Origin of the sequence: Shewanella sp. SW32, assembly GCF_025653365.1 — a bacterium.
Taxonomy (GTDB): Bacteria; Pseudomonadota; Gammaproteobacteria; order Enterobacterales; family Shewanellaceae; genus Shewanella; species Shewanella oncorhynchi.
The window spans coordinates 111,451-131,100 of record NZ_JAKKSJ010000013.1 but is presented as its reverse complement, the minus strand read 5'-3'; the positions used below and the strand labels follow the sequence as shown (position 1 = coordinate 131,100).

At 45.3% G+C, this 19,650-nt stretch carries 14 protein-coding genes and 3 tRNA genes; 8 read left to right on the top strand and 9 right to left on the bottom strand.

Annotation, left to right across the window (positions count from 1 at the left end; all coding sequences use genetic code 11):
• The 5 genes from L5M28_RS09965 to L5M28_RS09945 all read right to left on the bottom strand — a co-directional run.
• Positions 1–144 (bottom strand): transposase (locus tag L5M28_RS09965; RefSeq protein ID WP_263196006.1); only part of this gene is annotated, 144 nt, incomplete at its 3' end.
• Between the two features lie 176 nt (positions 145–320).
• On the bottom strand, positions 321–2,852 hold the full coding sequence (locus tag L5M28_RS09960) for an OmcA/MtrC family decaheme c-type cytochrome (RefSeq protein WP_411569172.1): 2,532 nt from the start codon (positions 2,850–2,852) through the stop codon (positions 321–323).
• Positions 2,853–3,100: 248 nt separating this feature from the next.
• Positions 3,101–5,020, bottom strand: coding sequence for an OmcA/MtrC family decaheme c-type cytochrome (locus tag L5M28_RS09955; protein WP_263203218.1), 1,920 nt, complete (start codon positions 5,018–5,020; stop codon positions 3,101–3,103).
• Positions 5,021–5,055: 35 nt separating this feature from the next.
• Complete coding sequence (locus L5M28_RS09950; RefSeq protein ID WP_263203216.1) at positions 5,056–7,206, bottom strand: MtrB/PioB family decaheme-associated outer membrane protein; 2,151 nt, start codon at positions 7,204–7,206, stop codon at positions 5,056–5,058.
• A gap of 13 nt (positions 7,207–7,219) precedes the next feature.
• Positions 7,220–8,179 (bottom strand): DmsE family decaheme c-type cytochrome, encoded by a 960-nt coding sequence (locus L5M28_RS09945; protein WP_263203213.1) that lies wholly within the window; start codon positions 8,177–8,179, stop codon positions 7,220–7,222.
• A gap of 440 nt (positions 8,180–8,619) precedes the next feature.
• Between L5M28_RS09945 and L5M28_RS09940 the strand changes: the two genes are divergently transcribed.
• The 3 genes from L5M28_RS09940 to glnS all read left to right on the top strand — a co-directional run bounded on the left by L5M28_RS09940 (position 8,620) and on the right by glnS (position 13,033).
• Positions 8,620–8,859 (top strand): ferrous iron transport protein A, encoded by a 240-nt coding sequence (locus L5M28_RS09940; RefSeq protein WP_028760477.1) that lies wholly within the window; start codon positions 8,620–8,622, stop codon positions 8,857–8,859.
• Entirely contained in the window at positions 8,852–11,146 is a 2,295-nt protein-coding gene (feoB, locus tag L5M28_RS09935; protein ID WP_028760476.1) for a Fe(2+) transporter permease subunit FeoB, read from the top strand. Before L5M28_RS09940 ends, feoB begins: the two co-directional genes overlap by 8 nt.
• A 216-nt stretch (positions 11,147–11,362) precedes the next feature.
• Positions 11,363–13,033: a glutamine--tRNA ligase gene (glnS, locus tag L5M28_RS09930; protein ID WP_263203211.1), complete on the top strand. Its 1,671-nt coding sequence runs from the start codon at positions 11,363–11,365 to the stop codon at positions 13,031–13,033.
• 179 nt (positions 13,034–13,212) lie between these two features.
• On the opposite strand, the gene L5M28_RS09925 is transcribed toward glnS, so the two are convergent.
• Positions 13,213–13,809: a Yip1 family protein gene (locus tag L5M28_RS09925; protein ID WP_105252940.1), complete on the bottom strand. Its 597-nt coding sequence runs from the start codon at positions 13,807–13,809 to the stop codon at positions 13,213–13,215.
• Positions 13,810–14,092: 283 nt separating this feature from the next.
• On the opposite strand from L5M28_RS09925, the gene miaE reads away from it, so the two are divergent.
• Entirely contained in the window at positions 14,093–14,863 is a 771-nt protein-coding gene (gene miaE, locus L5M28_RS09920) for a tRNA isopentenyl-2-thiomethyl-A-37 hydroxylase MiaE (RefSeq protein ID WP_028760473.1), read from the top strand.
• Between the two features lie 167 nt (positions 14,864–15,030).
• Here the strand turns inward: miaE and L5M28_RS09915 are convergent, their stop codons facing one another.
• Positions 15,031–15,756, bottom strand: coding sequence for a UDP-2,3-diacylglucosamine diphosphatase (locus tag L5M28_RS09915; RefSeq protein WP_105252938.1), 726 nt, complete (start codon positions 15,754–15,756; stop codon positions 15,031–15,033).
• A gap of 8 nt (positions 15,757–15,764) precedes the next feature.
• Positions 15,765–16,259, bottom strand: a complete 495-nt coding sequence (locus L5M28_RS09910; RefSeq protein WP_198572192.1) for a peptidylprolyl isomerase — start codon at positions 16,257–16,259, stop codon at positions 15,765–15,767.
• Positions 16,260–16,399: 140 nt separating this feature from the next.
• Here L5M28_RS09910 and cysS point away from each other — a divergent pair, with 140 nt between their 5' ends.
• Positions 16,400–17,779 (top strand): cysteine--tRNA ligase, encoded by a 1,380-nt coding sequence (gene cysS, locus L5M28_RS09905; protein ID WP_263203210.1) that lies wholly within the window; start codon positions 16,400–16,402, stop codon positions 17,777–17,779.
• 197 nt (positions 17,780–17,976) lie between these two features.
• On the opposite strand, the gene folD is transcribed toward cysS, so the two are convergent.
• Entirely contained in the window at positions 17,977–18,831 is an 855-nt protein-coding gene (gene folD, locus L5M28_RS09900) for a bifunctional methylenetetrahydrofolate dehydrogenase/methenyltetrahydrofolate cyclohydrolase FolD (RefSeq protein ID WP_263197627.1), read from the bottom strand.
• Between the two features lie 364 nt (positions 18,832–19,195).
• Between folD and L5M28_RS09895 the strand changes: the two genes are divergently transcribed.
• The 3 genes from L5M28_RS09895 to L5M28_RS09885 all read left to right on the top strand — a co-directional run bounded on the left by L5M28_RS09895 (position 19,196) and on the right by L5M28_RS09885 (position 19,551).
• Positions 19,196–19,272: transfer RNA gene (locus L5M28_RS09895), tRNA-Pro, on the top strand.
• Positions 19,273–19,389: 117 nt separating this feature from the next.
• Positions 19,390–19,466 (top strand) — tRNA-Arg (locus tag L5M28_RS09890).
• A gap of 9 nt (positions 19,467–19,475) precedes the next feature.
• Positions 19,476–19,551, top strand: a tRNA-His gene (locus L5M28_RS09885).
• Positions 19,552–19,650 lie beyond the last annotated feature (99 nt).

Below are 19,650 nucleotides of genomic sequence, written 5' to 3'. Positions count from 1 at the left end.
TGAAAGGGATTGCACGATAGATTGTCCTGTATGAGCTGCAAGTTGAGCCGCCAACTGTACAAGCCGTTTGGTCCTTCGTACATCCCCTAATTGTGCGCGCTGAAAAATGCTTTGTGCCCAGAGTGATGGTTCACTTAAAAACATGGTATGTGGTATCTGAAACAAAAGGTCAGGATCAGATCAGGGTAATTGAAAATGGTTCAAAAAAATCCCTCGGGGCAAACCGAGGGATTTGTGTAGAAGAGACAGCGCACTGCGGGGGATTTTGCTGAATTTAATGTGAGTAACGACTGATTTGCGATTCGTTACTCGGTTCCATATTAGTATTTCACTGGGTGAACTTTATCCACACCAAATGATTTACCTTCACCATGGCAGGTCGCACAGGTTTCGCTACCAGGAGTGTAAGTGCCAGCAGCAGCGTTATATACACCACCATTGGTTTCGAAGTGGCCTATCACTGCGCTGTCAGTTGCGGTCGTTGCATGGCAAGATGCACAAGCTGCAACGGTTGGTGAGTATTCACCAGTACTTGCTAAGAACGCAGGTTTATTGCCTAGTGTAGCTAAGCTAAGTTGACCTTTATCATGACAAGCCGCGCAGTTCGCTGGGTTTTCAGGGAAGGTTGCTGCATCTGTTGTTAAACGGCGAACACTGCGAGTATCAGCGTGAATTTGGTGGATCATGACTTTAAAGTCAAAACCACGTTCAAATGGCTTTTTACTGTGAGCAGGAGCGCCATTGTGACAAGCCACACAACTACCATCGGCTAAAGCTACCGCGGTATTAGGTACAGCAGAGTGACAAGTACCACAGCTGTTATCAGGCTTGTCTGCCGCATGGGTCAGCGCATGAGAGGCTGAAAAGTCAGCTTTCTCACCATGACAGTTAGCACATTTTGCTTCAGAGACGACTATGCTACGTGCGGTAACATTACTTGCATCGGCAGAGAATGAAGCTTTATTACTGCCAACAATCACTTCGTAGATTGGTGCTTCAGTGTTACTACAATCAATCGCAGCATCCATCGTTGGATCGAGTTCTGCAGAGTTTGCACAGATCAGCAATTTGCCGTCCATGAAGCCTTTACCAATACTAACAATTTGTTTGTATGGAACAGAACTTGTGCCAATAACAGCTTTAATGCCTGTTAATGTGTATGTTACTTTTGAGCCATTTGGTACCGCTGTTAAGTTAGCGTTAGTCTCAACTTTGGCCAAATTTACAGAAATACGGTTTTCGCTACGACCTAAAGTACCATTAGATGGACGTGGGCCCATGGTGTATTCAGTGCCATTGAATGCCGTTAAGCTGACCCAAAACTCTTTCACTTTAGGATCTTGATGTGGAGCAACATCACTGTGCCAATCGACTGTGAATGTTAACTCTCCTTTAGCCACATCAAATGTGCCATTTTCTAACTTATAGGCATATTCAGTTCGCAGTAACTTAGTGGCATTAGCTTTTGCTAAGTGATATTTAGCGCTGCCTTCTTCACCTTGTTCGGCGTGACAAGAAGCACAACCACCAGTTTGGAATACATTGACTAGGTTTGCACCTGGAATACCGTCAATTTCAGGTGTTGCATAGTAATGGAAATAGTTACCAACGAAACCACGGTCTTTTTGACCTTCAGGTGGCGTTAACCATTCGCTGTTATCTACTGGATTAAAACCTGACATGTGACAAGATGCGCAGGCTAAACCTTTGTGATGTTTAAAGCTCGCGGCATCAACGGGTCCTTTGTCATCTGTGCTATGGCAAGACTGGCAGTTCCCGATAGAGACTGGCAGAGTGACTCGTTCAGAAACGTCTTTACCTTCACGGTATTGTGGGTAGCCACTTTCAGCCGCAGCTTTAGCCATAGTACCGCTAAAGTCATAAGCCGTTCCGCTGTAACCCACCATAGCGTAAGTACCTTTGTGAATGGCATGAACCATGGCGCCCATATCCAAAGGTGATCCAGTTTCTGGATCTTTACTGTAGCTGGTATGACAAACTTGACAGTTTGCTATTCCGATCCGTCTTCCGCCATGTAGTGCTAATGGCTTAGCAGTAGAAGATGTATCGCTATAATTTGTGCTGTGACACTTGATACAGTTCGCTTCTAAATCGACAACCGTACGCGTTTCCGTCTCTTTAGCTACTCTAAAGTTATCGCTTGGTAAGAAGTCGATATGGCTGTTGACTAACTTGGCATCTTTACTGCCATCGGTTTGAAGTTCTAAAGTAATGCGATGTATTAATGTTGGGTCGTAGGTTAAATCGAGACCTTCAATAGCGGGCAAAGTACTTAAATTGGTTTGGAAGGTATAGCGGTAAACGCCACTATCAACCACTGTTAAACAAGTGGTTTTACAACTAGATTCGATGTTCGCTTGAATAGCATCACCAGGTGTAAATTTCACTTCTTTAGTAATAGGATTGCCAGCGCTATCTTTACCATCGGTATAGCTATAATTTGCAAGACTGCGTGCAGGATCAGCTGCTTTCACTGAGTTGATATAGCTGACCCATTGAGGTGTTTTGTAACCTTTGCCACTTTCAGGGGTAAGTTTTGCAATACCCAATCCGATAGCATTGATTTGAGCGTATTGCTCTAGGCCCGTCACAGGTACGCCATTCGCATTCGTTAGTACTATGTCTACGCTGACAGTGCCGTTGTCAATTTTTACATCTTCAAGTGTGGCTTTGAGTGTGGTGGCTTGACTTATGTCTAAGCCTACCGGACCCGGTTTTCCGTCTTCACCATCTTTACCGTCACTACCACCGCAACCGGCGAGTAGTAGAGAGAGTAAACCGGCACCCAACATCGCTTTTGTTGCGGTATTGAAATTGAACCGTTTCATCATGATATTTCCCTGCAATAGTTGTAATCATCATCAAACGCCTGGCAAATAAGAATAAATCTCATTACCCGCATAAGATGTGTGGAATTAGTTTTCCATCTGTAAGGCTAACTAAGTCACTGGTATTTATCAGTCACTTTAGGCGGGTAATGTGACTGAGATCTGACTATTTCTTTAGGAGTAGATGACTGCATCGTATGAGTTCCTTTTATATCTGCAGTTGCTGGCCTTTTTAGGCCAGCATCATAGGGTTAGTTTATTGGATGCACTTTCAACACGTCCGCGACTCCGCCCTGTCCATGACAGAAAGCACAGGTTTCAGTTCCTGCGGTTGCATCGGATTTTGTACCTGCAAAAACAGCACCTTGCTGAGCCATGTGGTTATGAGTGCTGGTATCTGAATGGCAGTTGCTACACACAGCGGCAATTGGGCTGGTAAAAGTGCCGTTATCGAGGGCAAGGGGTTGTACCGCTGAATTTAAGGGGAGGGCGACGGTAGAAATCCCCGCAGTATCGTTAACGTGACATTGGGCACAGTTACCGATTTTTCCTGGGTAGTTTAGGCTTTCAAACCCCGTGAATTGACTGGTGTGAATACCGTGGATCAGCTGCTTAAAGTCAAATGACGTGATTGAAGGATTGGCTGCCGTCGCATCGGCCAGCATATTGGCGTTATGGCATAGCTGGCATTGACCATCGAGATCGTTACGTGAGCCGTGAATATTCAGTTTTTGATCACCATGGCAATTACCGCAGCTTGCATTGCTCACAACGCTACGGCGACCTTCATTGCTCAATGCTGCCATATCAAAATAACTGTGGCTGGATTTAATCACTAACACTTCCGCCAGTTCAGTCGTGCAATCAACCAGTACTTTATCTTTGGCACAGACTCTGCCTTGAATCGCAAGTCCGCCATGATCCGTTTCAGTGCCTGCTGGCACAGTAAGGCCCGCTATCGTATAGATATAAATGCCATTAGAGCCTGATATGGGTGTGGATTCCGGCAGTTTAATCGAGCGAGCTGAACGGGTCGCATAATCAAAACTGGTTCCCCAGTTGGCATATACCCTTAAATCATTGATAAATTTTAGTTTATCGGCACTTTCGCTATACACAGTTCCTGTGGCTGGATTCATCAGCTTAACCGCAACAGTGACCGTACCATTGGCATCCATACTGGCGCTGGTGATACTTGGGCTAAATTGCATCAATGCCGCAGTTTTAGCTTCATCACTGTGTACGCTTGCGGTCCAGTCGGCATTATGACACGCCACGCAGTTACTGTTATCTGTTTGCACTGGGTGTCCTTCGCCTGCGGGGAAATTGATCTGTGTATGACAGGCACCACAGGCTTGCATGGTCGGGACTCTGCGCCAGTTTTGCTGTTCGGTTAACTCAGCCTTATCGACGTGACAGGTTTGGCAGTCACTAATGGGTTGCGGGAAGCCGGTTAAATGTTTGCTGTGGATCATTTGTGGGAAAATATCCGCAGGGTTACTGACTTTTTTGCTGTTATGGCAGGTGACGCAGGTTTCGATTTGATTATATCTACTGCCATGGAAAGCAAGATTACTGTGGCAACTATTACAGGTCTCTATTGTGACTAAGTTGCGGGTGTAAGCGACATTACTACCTGAAGATTGCCAGTCATAATGCTGATTGGTTATAGGTAAGGGCGTGTTATCGGCAAGTTTATCGCCGCCAATTTTGACCACCATTCTTTGGGTCGCTTCGGGCATAAACGTCACTCCATTCATGCCATTAAATGCGGCGCTGAAGGTATAACTGTAGTGACCGTTTTTATGATCTGTGAGACTGCCTGGACAAGTTGCCGCGCAGGTTTCAGCGGTAAAGTGCTGCCATTCACTGCTATTCCCCGCGCCTGTATAACCTTGGGGGAGAAGCTGCGCGGCAATAAATGTCGCCGATGGGATACCAATCACGGCTTCATCATCTTGATTGCTTACTTGAAAATCCACTTGAGCAATGCCATCTGTCATCGCGACTTTATCGACCATGATGTTAAGGCTAGTTATCGTTAATGCAGGCGGTTTCGCAGGCTCACCGGGATTACCATCTTGGCCGTTATCACCGCCACAGGCGCTTAATAGCGAGACTAACGCCAGCATAAGACTGAATTGAGTGCGAATTTTTGCAAACTTGTTCATATTTCTATCCTTGGAATGCGCTGTCAGTGCCTAAGTTACATTTGGTAGCTTAAGGTCAAGCCTAAGTAGTGAGCGTTGTAGTCGTGGCCCATATCACCAAAACTGAGGACGTTGGGGATCGTGTCCCAGCTTGTGCCTTGGTTTTGCCAATTAGCATCTTGATATTTTTCGAATAACCAATCGACGCGCAGCGACATACTGTCGGCAAACTTATATTTGGCGTAGGCATTAATATTGTGTTTGCGGGCGTAAAAATCGCCATAGGGACTGGTGATGCCGTAGGTCACTTCTGTATCACTCTGTCCGTCGGAATAGCTGTAATCCAAACCAATATCGAGGTGATGATCGAACAGGTTTTGATAACTAAGCCCTGCACCAATCAAGGTCGATTTTTCCTCGGCAGTGCTGTACCAATCGGGTGTCGAGAAGGAATTACTGCCCGCTTGGTCTGAATCGCGCCAATCTTGGTTAACAAAGGCGGTTAAATTGAGGTCACTGCTCAGCACATATTGGGCTGACAAGTCGTAACCGAGATAGGACACCTGAGTTAGACCAACGAAGGTATGATGATAGTCGTCATTAATGCTGTGTAAGCTGGCACCAAGAGATAGACCAATATCGCTCTGATAATCCGTGTGTAAGGTGACTTTCTGCCTTTTTCTATCGGCAAGGTAGGATTTACGTAGCCAAGGATTACTTGAACTTTGAGTGGTTGCGACGGGATGATATTCACTGCCATCTCGCTCTAGTGCTTCTCCTTTCAACCAAGCTGACCATGCGGGCGAATAGCGATAACTTAGTTTAGCAAACACGCCGGACTCGTCGACGGATTGGCGGTCGAGTTCGGCATAATCGTTTTCATTATGGCTGTAACCCGCTTCGGCATAAGCCGCTGAGGTAAAACGGTATTTGCTTTTAAGTTCGAGTTTTTTGGTGCGCTTATCATAAAGGCTATTTTGGGCTGTGCCTTGATTAATACTGTCGGTGACGATCTGCGGAAAGTCTAATTGAGCCGTTTTGTTATCTCTGTCTTGATAGTTGTAACTTGCCTGCATGCTTAAATCTTGGCTGATCCGTCCTGAATATTTAAGGTCCATCTCTACAATATCGACTTGGCCATTTAAGGTATCCGCAGGCAGGACGGGCGATGGGCCATTGATGGTGGCAGGAATAAAGGTGTCATCTTGGGTCATGCGGCTAAAGCCTGCGTGCATCAATACATTTTGACCATTTGCCCCCCCTGAGGCTTCTGCGGCAACTCTGTAGGCTTTATTGTCGGGGTCGACCGCATTCTGACCTAGGTATGCTGCACCAAAGGTGGGCGTGTAGGCTGATTGCCACAGCATGGCTTGGTGATCATTTTTATATTGGCTGATTTGGCTATTGATGCCTGCTTGCCAGCCTGAACCGTTAAAATAAATTCTCGCATCGACTTCATCAGTACTGTCATCAATTGGTTGGGCTAGCATAACGCTATTGGTGAGTATATTGGCGCTGGTCTTTTTGGCGCCGCTGCGGTCTTCATGCTGATAGTTTAGCGAGGCTTTGTAGTGACTGTTATTGTCACCTTCAGGTGATATTTTGCCAGCGTAGTAACCACCGATACTAAAGCGATCACGTTGAATACTTAAATCTTGGCTAACAAGGCTGCTCTGTAACATAAGCATAGATTGCGTTGTGCCGCCTGTTATCCAGTTATCGGGCAATAACATTTTATCTTGCGCTGAGGTATAGGGGCTTTTGAGTTGATTATGGTTATAGTTTGCTAAGCCTCTATAACCCAAGTTGATTTGATAGTTTCCCAGCCTTCCCGTTGTGAGCATGGCAGAGCCCGCATCAAAACCTAACTTATCCGCGACCAGCTCGGTTTGATAACCCGACGGTGTTTTGTACATCATATCCGCACCGACGGCGCCAACGAGACCCTCGTTATCTGTCCCTGTGCGGTTACCGAAACGGCTGTCCTCACTATCGTTGTAAGCGAGGCTGGCACTGACATTGCCAATATACCCTGTCTTAGGTTGGCATTGCTTACAGCTCCATGCCTCTGTCTTTATGCTACTTCGATTCGCTTCTTGCAGCTCATAACCTTCGGCGTGTGCTTGAGTCAAAACACCGCTTATCGCCCAAGCCAGCAAAGTGAGGGAGAAATAAGCGCTAGGGTGAGACATTTTAGCTGTTCGCATGATCATTCCCTTGTTATCTCTGCAGTAATTTGCCAGAAGGATGGTTAGAACCATGCACTTGCCCGTGGCAATTCATACAGGAGTTACTTGAAGTGAAGGCATTGGTTTGATTGCCAAAATAGGCATTACTGCTATGGCCATCCGAAGCGTGGCACTGCTGACACAGTTGTGGCGGTTTGCTGATCAGCATGGCTTCGTTCACGCTGCCGTGGGGATTATGGCAATTAGCGCAGTTGTCGGTGACGGGGGCATGTTCCCATAGTTTAGGGCCGCGTTTTTCGGCATGACAGCTATAGCAATTTTCATTAACACTCATTTGCTTCAAGCTTGAATCGTTTAAACTGCCGTGGGGATTATGGCAGTCACTGCACACCATTTGTTGCCACTGTAATGGATGCGCCGAGCGCTTGTGCATATCGGCTTTTTGTTGGGTATGGCACTGGGTACAAATGGTGACTTCATTGGCTTTATCGCTGATAGGATCTTTTGCGGTATGCACTTGATGGCAGCTGCTACAGGCGACATCGGCGTTATCGTGGTGATTGCCTTTCCATGCGGTACGTTGACTGTCATTGTGGCAACTCATACAGACACTGTTTTGCTTTTGCGCGGGAACAGGGGAGTTTGCGCCAAAGGTGATCATCGGCTCTTTGCCACCTTTATTATGATTCCCTAACGGGCCGTGGCAGGCTTCGCACTGCAAATCGGCCATGGGTGAATCTTTCACATTGGGGTTGCCATGAACCCCCTCAAATATCGCCATCACCACGGCACTTTTTTTGTGGCACATCAGGCAAGTATCAGCGCCTTTAGCGGAATACTTACCTTCGGCGAATTTTTTGTCTAATGTCGCAACAACTTCTTCTGGTTTTTTGTCATCCCAAGGGGTCGCTGAGGCCGAAACGCTCGCGATTGATAACAAAATACATAGCATAGCCTTAGCTATGCTTCTGAACTTTAGCCCTATTTCCATGGTTATGTTTTCCCGAGTGCATTTATATTTGTTATTTTTACGCTTTCGACATTGCTAATTTAGCTTATTGAGCTCGGTTAATATTAGAACAAGTGTGTGACACGTGCTTAACATTGCGGGGTCTTTTCACTGTAAAGAGGGATGATTTTACAGGCGATATAGATTAAGTGTGATTTTGATCACACTTGCTTCGGGTGGGATTTGTTTACAGCGTTTTGACTTCTGTGCATCGCTTCATAGTCACTAATGCAAAGGTGCAGATTTTTATTTTCGGTTGGTCGTTTATTCATTGGAATTTTTATCACATAATACCCAACACAATTGAAAACTATTATCGTTACCAATCAAAAATCTTGATCTAGGTAAAGTTATTAGTGTCATCGCTCGGTTACAATGGGCGCAGTTTTTCGAGCTGAACCTGTTGCAAGGTGGAATACATAATGAAGTTAAGCGAACTCAGTCCCGGCGATCGCGGTCTTATTTCTGAAGTGGGGCGTTTGGCGCTGCCACAAACCGTGAAGCGCAAGTTGTTGTCCATGGGAATCACGCCAAATACGCGTTTTTTATTGATCCGATACGCACCTATGGGCTCTGGTCTCGAACTGGATATTCGTGGTAGTAAACTTTGTATGCGCAGAGATTTGGCAGACATCATTGAGGTGGAAAAGACGAATGGCTAAGCAGTTTCATTGCGTCACAGTAGGAAACCCTAACGCGGGTAAATCTACACTCTTTAACGCGCTAACAGGCGCAAATCAGCAAGTGGGTAACTGGTCTGGTGTTACGGTCGAAAAAAAGACTGGTCATTTCACCTTAAACGGTGCTGACGTCTATCTGACAGACTTACCGGGTATTTACGACCTTCTCCCTGCGGGCAATAGTTGCGATTGTTCACTTGATGAGCAAATTGCGCAGCAATACCTTGCCGAGCAACGTGTCGATGGCATTATCAATTTAGTCGATGCCACTAATATCGAACGTCACTTATATCTCACGGCCCAATTGCGTGAACTCGCTATCCCTATGGTAGTGGTGCTGAATAAAATTGATTCGGCTGTCAAACGTGGGATTAAAGTCGATTTAAAGAAAATGAGCCAAGAGCTGGGATGCCCTGTGATTGGCGTGTGTTCGCGAGATCCTGCCGATGTCGCTAAAGTGCAGGCACAGGTACTCGATTTACTTCAAGGCCGAGTCTCAGAAGCCCCATTAGTGCTTCATTATGATGAACAAATTGAAGCGGGCGTGCAGTTACTCTGCAGCAAAGATGCCCAATTAAGTCGCGGCCGTGCTTTGGCTATGCTAGGTAATGGTTCAGGTTGTGGTAGCTGTAAAAATGCTGAACTGCAGGATGAAGTGAATTCCTGTACTCAGATTATCGCTCAGCAAGGCCATGATATTGAAGTGATGGTGGCGACCACGCGCTTTAATTTCGTTGAACAAGTTTTTCAAGGATCAGTGAAAGAGTCAGGGTTCCTCACCCTCAGTGACAAATTAGATAAACTCGTTTTACATCCTGTGCTTGGCATTCCTGTGTTCTTGTTTGTGATGTATTTGATGTTTATGTTCAGCATTAATATTGGCAGTGCTTTTATTGATTTCTTTGATGTTTTTGCTGGCGCATTGTTTGTCGATCACTTCGGTTCATTCTTGACGAGCATGGGCTCTCCAGCTTGGTTAGTCACTATCTTAGCGGGCGGTGTCGGCCAAGGCATTCAAACCGTATCAACCTTTATTCCTGTTATTGCGGCGCTTTTCCTCGGTTTGTCGATCCTCGAAAGTTCTGGCTACATGGCGCGCGCTGCATTTGTGGTTGACGGTTTAATGCGTCGTATTGGCCTGCCTGGTAAAGCATTCGTTCCTATGATTGTCGGTTTTGGTTGTTCAGTGCCTGCAATTATGGCTACGCGAACCTTAGGCAGTGAGCGTGAGCGTATTGTGACAGGGATGATGGCACCATTTATGTCCTGTGGTGCACGTCTTCCTGTTTATGCACTATTTGCGGCGGCTTTCTTCCCCGATTCAGGTCAGAATTTAGTCTTCTTGCTGTATATTATTGGTATCTTTGCCGCTATCGGTACGGGTTTATTACTCAGAAGCACTTTATTACCCGGCAGCAGTAGTGCAGTGGTGATGGAGCTACCAAGTTATGAACTACCTAAGCTGAAAGCTGTTATGGTTCGTACAGGTAAACGCACTAAGAGTTTTATTTTAGGCGCAGGTAAAACGATTGTTCTGGTCGTGACCTTATTGAACTTCATTAATGCTATTGGTGTTGATGGCACATTTGGCCATGAAGATAGCCAAGCATCACTCCTAAGTGTCGCGAGTCAAAAAATCACGCCTATCTTCTCGCCTATGGGCATAGAGCAGGATAACTGGCCTGCAACCGTCGGTATTATCACGGGTATTTTCGCCAAAGAAGCGGTTGTTGGTACCTTAAACAGTCTATACAGCAGCGCGGCGCCGACAGATGAAGAACTTGCACCATTGAGTGAAAGCTTTAATGCGGCTCTGGCAACGATTCCAACTAACTTGTTTGGTTTAGATCTTGAAGATCCGCTTAAACTGTCGGTCGGTGATTTAACCAATAAAGAAACCGTTGCTGAAGAACAAGGTGTTGCGACATCGACTTTCGGTGCTTTACAAGCAGGTTTTAGTGGTAAAGTTGCGGCTTTCTCCTATTTGCTGTTTATCTTACTTTATACTCCTTGTGTTGCGGCAATGGGCGCCTTAGTGCATGAGTTTGGTTCTCGGTGGGCGACGTTCGCGGCAACGTGGACTTTCTCACTGGCTTATGGTTCTGCAACGGTAGTTTATCAAGCCGCTACCTTTACGCAGCACCCAGTTCAATCAAGTCTGTGGATTGGTTTCTTCTTGTTTGCATTAGCCGCTTTTTATCTGTGGTTGAAACGTAAGGGTAAAAGAAGCCAGCAGATTATTCCTGGGATCCGCATTATCACTGAGTAAGATTTACTGAGTCGGCGTGACTGAATAATAAATGTCAGCTTAGTTAGGTCAAAGATAAAAGCAGCTTTCATGGCTGCTTTTATTGTTTTACTATCGCGGTTATAACCCCAAACAGTCAAAAACCAGAGTTTTTAACCCTAGGCATTGTAACTAGTGGTGATCTGTAGGATCATGCTGGTTTTCTTAAAATTGCCATTGTTCGCAAAGAGGAATTCCATGAGTCATGTGGACACTGAAGTACGTCCGAGTAACTTTATTCGTAATATCATAGATGAAGATTTACAAAGCGGTAAGCACACGAGTGTACAGACTCGTTTCCCGCCGGAACCGAATGGCTATCTTCATATTGGTCATGCTAAATCTATCTGCTTAAATTTTGGGATAGCGCGAGACTATAACGGTCTGTGTAATTTACGTTTTGACGATACTAATCCTGAAAAAGAAGACATTGATTATGTGAATTCTATTCAGGCAGATGTGCGTTGGCTTGGATTCCAGTGGGATGGCGATGTTCGCTATTCATCAAACTATTTTGATCAGTTACATCAATATGCGGTTGAACTGATTAATAAAGGTTTGGCTTATGTGTGTTTTTTGAATGCAGATGAAACCCGTGAATACCGTGGTACGTTAAAAGAGCCAGGTAAAAACAGTCCTTTTCGCGACACATCAGTCGAAGAAAACCTCGCCTTATTCGCTAAGATGCGCGACGGTGGTTTTAAAGAAGGCGAGTGCGCATTGCGTGCCAAAATTGATATGGCATCGCCATTCATGTGTATGCGCGATCCTATCATCTACCGTATTCGTTTTGCCCATCATCATCAAACAGGTGACAAGTGGTGCATTTACCCTATGTACGACTTCACGCACTGTATTTCTGATGCGTTAGAACATATTACCCACTCTTTATGTACATTAGAGTTCCAAGACAACCGTCGTTTATACGACTGGGTGTTGGATAATTTGAATGATTTTCAAGCGCCGAATCGTACTCGTCAATACGAGTTTTCACGCTTAAATCTCGAATATACCTTGATGTCTAAACGTAAGCTGAATGACCTTGTGACCCGTAAACTCGTGTCAGGTTGGGATGACCCACGTATGCCAACGATTGCAGGCTTACGTCGCCGTGGTTATACACCGGCGTCAATTCGCGAGTTCTGTCAACGTATCGGCGTGACTAAGCAAGAGAATATGATTGAAGTCGGCATGTTAGATGCGTGTATTCGTGAAGAATTGAACGAACATGCACCGCGTGCGATGGCCGTATTGCGTCCATTGAAAGTCATCATTGAAAACTATGCTGAAGGTGAACTTGAGTACATTCAAGCGGCCGCTCATCCAAATGATGAGAGCATGGGGACGCGTGAATTAGCCTTTGGCCGAGAAATATTGATCGATGTGGCTGACTTTAAAGAAGAAGCCAACAAACAATACAAACGCTTAGTTACAGGCAAAGAAGTGCGTTTACGTAATGCCTATGTGATTAAAGCTGAACGTTGTGACAAAGACAGCGAAGGTAATATCACGACGGTTTACTGTACTTATGATCCTGAAACTTTAGGTAAAAACCCTGCAGATGGCCGTAAAGTCAAAGGCGTGATCCATTGGGTTGAGGCATCTACTGCCAAGCCTGCTGAATTCCGTCTCTATCAGCGTTTATTTACCGATCCTAATCCTGCTGCGGCAGAGACTGTGGATGAAGTGTTGAACCCTGAATCATTAGTGGTTGTGCACGGTTTTGCTGAAGCAAGCCTATTGAATGCACCTGCGGAACAAGCCTATCAGTTTGAGCGTGAAGGCTATTTCTGCGCTGACAGCAAAGATTCATCGCCGGATAATTTAGTGTTTAACTTAACCGTAGCGCTGCGTGATTCTTTCGAGTGATTTTGCTTAAGTGGAGCTGTTTGACTGAATGAGTCAAACAGATCTGCTAACTCGCTCAGAGCGTTAATTAAACCCAAAAAAGAAGGCCTTTACGGCCTTCTTTTTTATTTTCTGCTACAAATCAATTGCGACGCAGAGCTTGAGTTGCTGTTGATTAAATTTGTGATGAATTAAAATGGTTATTGGTACATAGGACCAAAGCCTAAGCTCCATAAAATGACACTAGTTGCCATTAGCCCCACCAAGAGTACTAAGCCTGCTGTCACCATAGAGCTGGCGTAGATAAAACCTTTCTCTTCAGGGATATTCATAATGATAGGCACCCCCGCGTACAGCAAATACACTGAGTAGGCTAAACCAATCAACCCCACTATCATGATAAACCATAGCACTGGATATAATGCGGCTAAACCGACCATAAACAACGGGGTTGCAGTGTAGGACGCGAGCTCTAATGCTTGGGTGTAAGTTGGGTTAGCATCGAAGGTTTTTGCCATCCAATAGGCTAAATAGGCAAGGGCGAATACGCCTGCAATTAGGCCTAAATACATGCCTGCGGACATAAACAGGGCACTTTGTGGTGTAAGGTAAATAGGATCGCCAGCGCCAGGATTCCAGCCAATGTAAGCTGTAGCTATATAGCTGCACACCGCCGGAATTAAGGCGATAAGTACTACATGGCTTAAGCTACTTTTCAGTGCCTCATGGTTTTTTTCAATTGTTTGCCACTCTTGTTTTGGATGAGTGTATAGCCCCATTAAGTGATTCAGTATCATTATAATTATCCTTGTTCAGCATTGATGAATGGCTCGCCAAACGTCAGACGAGCTGATAACAGCTCTACAATCGAGGTTAAAATGGTGTCCTGTCTCTTTATCCATCGATTGGTTACACATAGAGAAGTGAGAGGCTGTGTGATCAGGATCTCAGTTCTTTAGAGTGTAGATTATTTATTGAACAAAAAGTTCAGCGCGTCAAGTTTACTTAAGCCTAATGCTATAGCTTATGAGTAAATATGCGTAAAATAGGGCGATATTCAGAATGATATTGAGTGAGTCCATGCTGCAACTTCTTGCCCCCATCCACGCATTTCTTCACTGTGAAACACCGCAAACTTGGATTGATGTCGCGATAAAATCAGATTCCTTGGATGAGTTGCTGATCGACCATTGTAACTGTGAGTTAAAAGCCGCTCAGACAGCGATTTTTTTGCTACGAAAATATGCGTTAGATAAAGACAGTGGTCGAGCTCTGTTGGCGTGGGCTAAACCCTATGAAGAGTTTATTTATTCGCAAGAACATGATGTGGAAAGTTTTTTAGCCCGTGATGTGAAAAAGAATGAGTTGGTAACTGACCTTATACCTAAGCCCAACTTTAAGTTTGCTGCGAATTTAGTTTCACCTTTAATCCGCTTGATTAAAGAAGAGTTTCATCATTTTGAACAAGTATTGGATTTAATGCACAAGCGCAGTATTGATTACCGCAATATTCGCGCGGGTCGTTATGCCAAGGGCATGATGAGTCATGTGACAACCCATGAGAAAGATATTTTGCGGGATAAGTTGATTGTAGGGGCATATATTGAGGCTCGCTCGTGCGAGCGCTTCGCTAAACTCGCGCCTTATTTAGACGGTGAGCTGAGTAAGTTTTATGTGTCACTGCTGCGCTCTGAAGCGCGACATTATCAAGATTATCTTGCGTTAGCTCAGTTGGTTTCACCTGAGGATATTAGTGAGCGAGTGAAGTACTTTGGCGAGTTAGAAGCGGAGTTGATTTTGGCGCAGGATGATGAGTTTCGTTTCCACAGTGGGTCGCCTCTATTAAATTAATTTGAACGGTTTTGCTTCCCCAAACGAGTAGAGTTAAGTCCATATAGCTGAAACGATTAACGGTTCTAAAAAACCGTTAATCACAGTATTTTCAAGCTATTAAAGCTAAAAATTTAAGCTATTTAAGCTTAAGTAACACTAAATGAGGCCTACTTAAGCCAATGCCTTTAGGTCATCATAGGGTCGAAGGGTAAGGACTGTAAATTAATCCCTTCAGCGCTCACACTGAGCACACTGCCTTGTTCATACCAATCGCCAACCACTATACGCTTACAGCCATTAGCAAGTTGATGAATGGCTGGTCTGTGGGTATGACCGTGGATCATATGCTTAGTGTGTGTCTTGGCAAATAACACATCGACCGCATTGGGCTCTACATCCATGATAGTGTAGCTTTTTTGCTTATTGCTGTTCTTGCTCTTGCTGCGAATTTTATCAGCAATGCCCTGACGGGTTTTCTTGGATAAACAACCATACAGCCAACGAGACAGCGATAAACTGCGCAGTTTTCGAAAGCGTTGGTAGGCCTTATCTAAAGTACATAAGCTGTCGCCGTGCAAAATTACAGTGTCGACACCGTATAAATTGAGGCGAGTGACTTCGGGTAAAATTTGCATGCCTGCGGCGCGCGCAAATTGTTTGCCTAGCATGAAGTCACGGTTGCCATGGATAAAATACACGGGTAACTTTTGTGATACTTGCTTGAGTTTTTCGGCGATGTCTAGGGCAAAAGGCAAGGCAATATCATCACCAACCCAGACTTCAAACAAATCGCCTAGGATATAAAGGGCGTCAGCATCATCGAGTTCAGTGTCGAGAAAGCGAGTGAACGCTTGGGTGATATCAAGGCGATCTGCACTCAGGTGCAGATCGCCTATAAATAGAGTTCGCATTCGCCGTATTATGCCGCGACGCTGACTTTTTCAATCACAATGGCTTCTAATGGCACATCTTGATGCATACCACGGTTGCCAGTGCTAACGGCCTTGATTTTTTCGATAATGTCCATGCCTTCAACGATTTCGCCGAATACGCAGTAGCCCCAGCCCTGTGAGGTTTCTGATTTAAAATCGAGGAAAGTGTTGTCGTTCACGTTAATGAAGAACTGCGCAGTAGCTGAATGTGGATCTGAAGTACGCGCCATAGCGACAGTACCAGTACGGTTTGATAAACCGTTATTGGCTTCGTTCTTCACTGGCTCGTTACAACGCTTTTGGCTCATGTCTTCGTTGAAGCCACCACCTTGGATCATGAAACCGTCTATCACACGGTGGAAGATAGTGCCGTCGAAGAAACCTTCGTCAACATATTTCATGAAGTTTGCTACTGTTAGCGGTGCTTTTTCAGCGTTCAGTTGCAGTTTAATGTCGCCCAAATTAGTGTGTAATGTGATCATGTTTTCATACTCAGTGTAAATAGTGGCGCGATTCTAACTTATCTCGGATTGCGCGCAAAGTGCAGTATTCAAAACCTGTCAGGCCGTGATAGACTGACTCCTTGATTTTACACCTGAATGTATCATTGAAGAGAATATCGATGTTGAAGATTTACAACAGTATTACCCGCCAAAAACAGGAATTTAAGCCAATTAATCCCGGGAAAATTGGGATGTACGTGTGTGGTGTGACCATATACGATCTCTGTCATATTGGTCATGGCCGTACTTTTGTTTCTTTCGACATGATAGTGCGCTACCTGCGTTACGCGGGTTATGAAGTGAATTTTCAGCGCAATATTACTGATGTTGATGACAAAATCATCAAGCGCGCTAACGAGAATAACGAAAGCTGTGAAGCCTTAACCGAGCGTCTTATTGGTGAAATGCACCAAGACTTCGATGCCTTAAATATGTTGCGTCCCGATTTTGAACCGCGCGCGACCCTTCATATTGCCGAAATCATCGACATGGTTGAGTTATTACTCGCCCGTGGTCATGCCTATGTGGCGAGCGATGGTGATGTGCTTTTCAGCGTGGCCTCATATCCTGATTATGGCCGTTTATCGGGCCAGAATTTAGATCAACTGCAAGCCGGTGCTCGGGTTGAAGTGGACGAAACCAAGCAAAATCCAATGGATTTTGTGTTGTGGAAAATGTCTAAACCTGGCGAACCAACGTGGGAATCTCCATGGGGACCGGGTCGTCCTGGCTGGCATATCGAATGTTCGGCCATGAACAGCAAACATTTAGGTTTGCATTTTGATATCCATGGCGGCGGCTCTGACTTACAGTTCCCACATCATGAGAATGAAATCGCTCAGTCTTGCTGTGCCCATGACACGCCATACGTCAACTATTGGATGCACACTGGCATGGTGATGGTTGACCGTGAAAAGATGTCTAAGTCCTTAGGCAACTTCTTCACTATTCGCGATGTACTTGGTCACTATGATGCTGAAACTGTGCGTTATTTCTTATTATCTGGCCATTATCGTAGCCAACTGAACTATTCAGAAGATAACTTGAAACAAGCTCGCTCAGCTTTAGAGCGTTTGTATACGGCGATTAAAGATGTCGACTTAACTGTCGTTGCGGCGCCTGCAGAAGAGTTTGTCGCGAAATTTAAAGCGGCGATGGATGATGACTTTAATACACCTGAAGCCTATTCAGTCCTTTTTGACATGGTGCGTGAGATCAATCGTTTAAAACTGACCGGTATGGCACAGGCATCGGCATTAGCGGTCACCTTGAAGCAATTAGCGGATGTGTTAGGTCTATTAAGCCAAGAGCCAGAGGCCTTCTTTCAAGGCGGCGGTAGTGACGATGAAGTGGCCGAAATCGAAGCCTTAATCGTTGAGCGTAACCGTGCTCGTACCGAAAAGGATTGGGCTGCTGCGGATGTGGCGCGTAATCGTTTAGATATTTTGGGCGTTGTGCTTGAAGATGGTCCAAGTGGCACCACTTGGCGTAAGAAATAAGCTTATTCGCTATATTTTTAATTCAAGAAAATCTTCAGTAAATAAAAAACCTGCATCATGCAGGTTTTTTTATGCTTGCTAGAACCTAGAACCTAGAACCTAGAACCTAGAACCTAGAACCTAGAACCTAGAACCTAGAACCTAGAACCTAGAACCTAGAACCTAGAACCTAGAACCTAGAACCTAGAACCTAGAACCTAGTAATGATACTGCTCGGCGGCATATAAGGTGTTTTCTAATAGGCTTGCAATCGTCATCGGGCCGACACCGCCGGGGACTGGAGTGATAAAGCTGGCATTTTGCGCAGCAATGTCATATTGCACATCGCCGACTAAGGTGCCGTTATCTAAACGGTTAATACCCACATCTATTACAATCGCGCCAGGCTTGATCCACTCGCCAGGAATAAAGCCGGGTTTACCCACTGCAACGACCACGAGATCTGCCTGACGGATTTTTTGTTCGAGATTCTTAGTGAAGCGGTGGCAAGTAGTGGTGGTGCAGCCAGCAAGCAGCAACTCTAAGGTCATTGGGCGGCCGACAATATTCGATGCGCCAACCACAACAGCATCTAAACCATAGGTATCAACGCCGGTGGATTTGATGAGTGTCATTATGCCCATTGGGGTACAAGAGCGCAGCACCGGAATACGCTGGGCTAAACGGCCGACGTTGTACGGGTGAAATCCATCGACGTCTTTATCTGGGCGGATACGCTCGATGACTTTTGAGTCTTCGATATGCGCGGGTAATGGCAGTTGCACTAAGATGCCATCAATTGTCGGATCATCATTAAGACTATCAATCAGGTTGAGTAATTCATCTTCAGTGCAGTTTGTTTCTAAATCGTATGAACGAGAAATAAATCCAACTTCTTCACAAGCCTTACGTTTACTGCCAACATAAACTTGTGATGCCGGATCGGCTCCCACTAATATTACGGCTAAACCCGGTACGCGTTGTCCAGCCTCTTTGCGGGCGGTGACTTTTTCGCTGAGCTTAGTGCGGATGGATTGAGCAATCGCCTTGCCGTCGATTATTTGGGCTGTCATGGGTGTAGGATATCCTTTATATGGGCGATGGTGAAAACAGTAGTTAACACAGAGATTGGCAATCGTGGCTATTTTAACAGGGCACAGCTACTGTGTCATGGTTAAAGCCGTTGCCAAGTGGATAAAAAAAACCAGATTAGCCTGATAATTCAGCACCTAGAGTCGAACGAAAAAAAAATCGTTGACGGGTGTAAAGTGAGGGGATAAGATGCGCTCCGTTCTCAGGCAGATGTGTTCATCTTGCGCTGAAACTGTCATATAAGACCTTCGGTGATTAGCGCAGTCCGATAGTGCATCCAGATTTTGGATGAGAGCGGGCCAGAGGGAACCCTCTGAGTTGATACCAAGTAAAATGTAAGACCTTCGGTGATTAGCGCAGTCCGGTAGCGCATCTGGTTTGGGACCAGAGGGTCAGAGGTTCGAATCCTCTATCACCGACCACTTTATTGTCGTTTGCTTCAATGAATTCAAAAATAATTTGAACTAAAATAGGCAAATGATAGGGTTAGCATAAATGCTTTCCAAATCGGTTAGGATACAGAAAATTCTGTAAACCATGCGCCCGTAGCTCAGTTGGATAGAGCACCCGCCTTCTAAGCGGGTGGTCGCAGGTTCGAATCCTGCCGGGCGTACCAGTTTCAGTGGTGATTGTAGCTCAGTTGGTAGAGTCCCGGATTGTGATTCCGGTTGTCGTGGGTTCGAGCCCCATCAGTCACCCCAATTTTAGTACTTTGAGTACAAATTAAAAAAAGCGACCTTGTGTCGCTTTTTTTATACCCCAGATTCGGCTGTTGAGGCTCGACTCTGCAGAAAACGGTG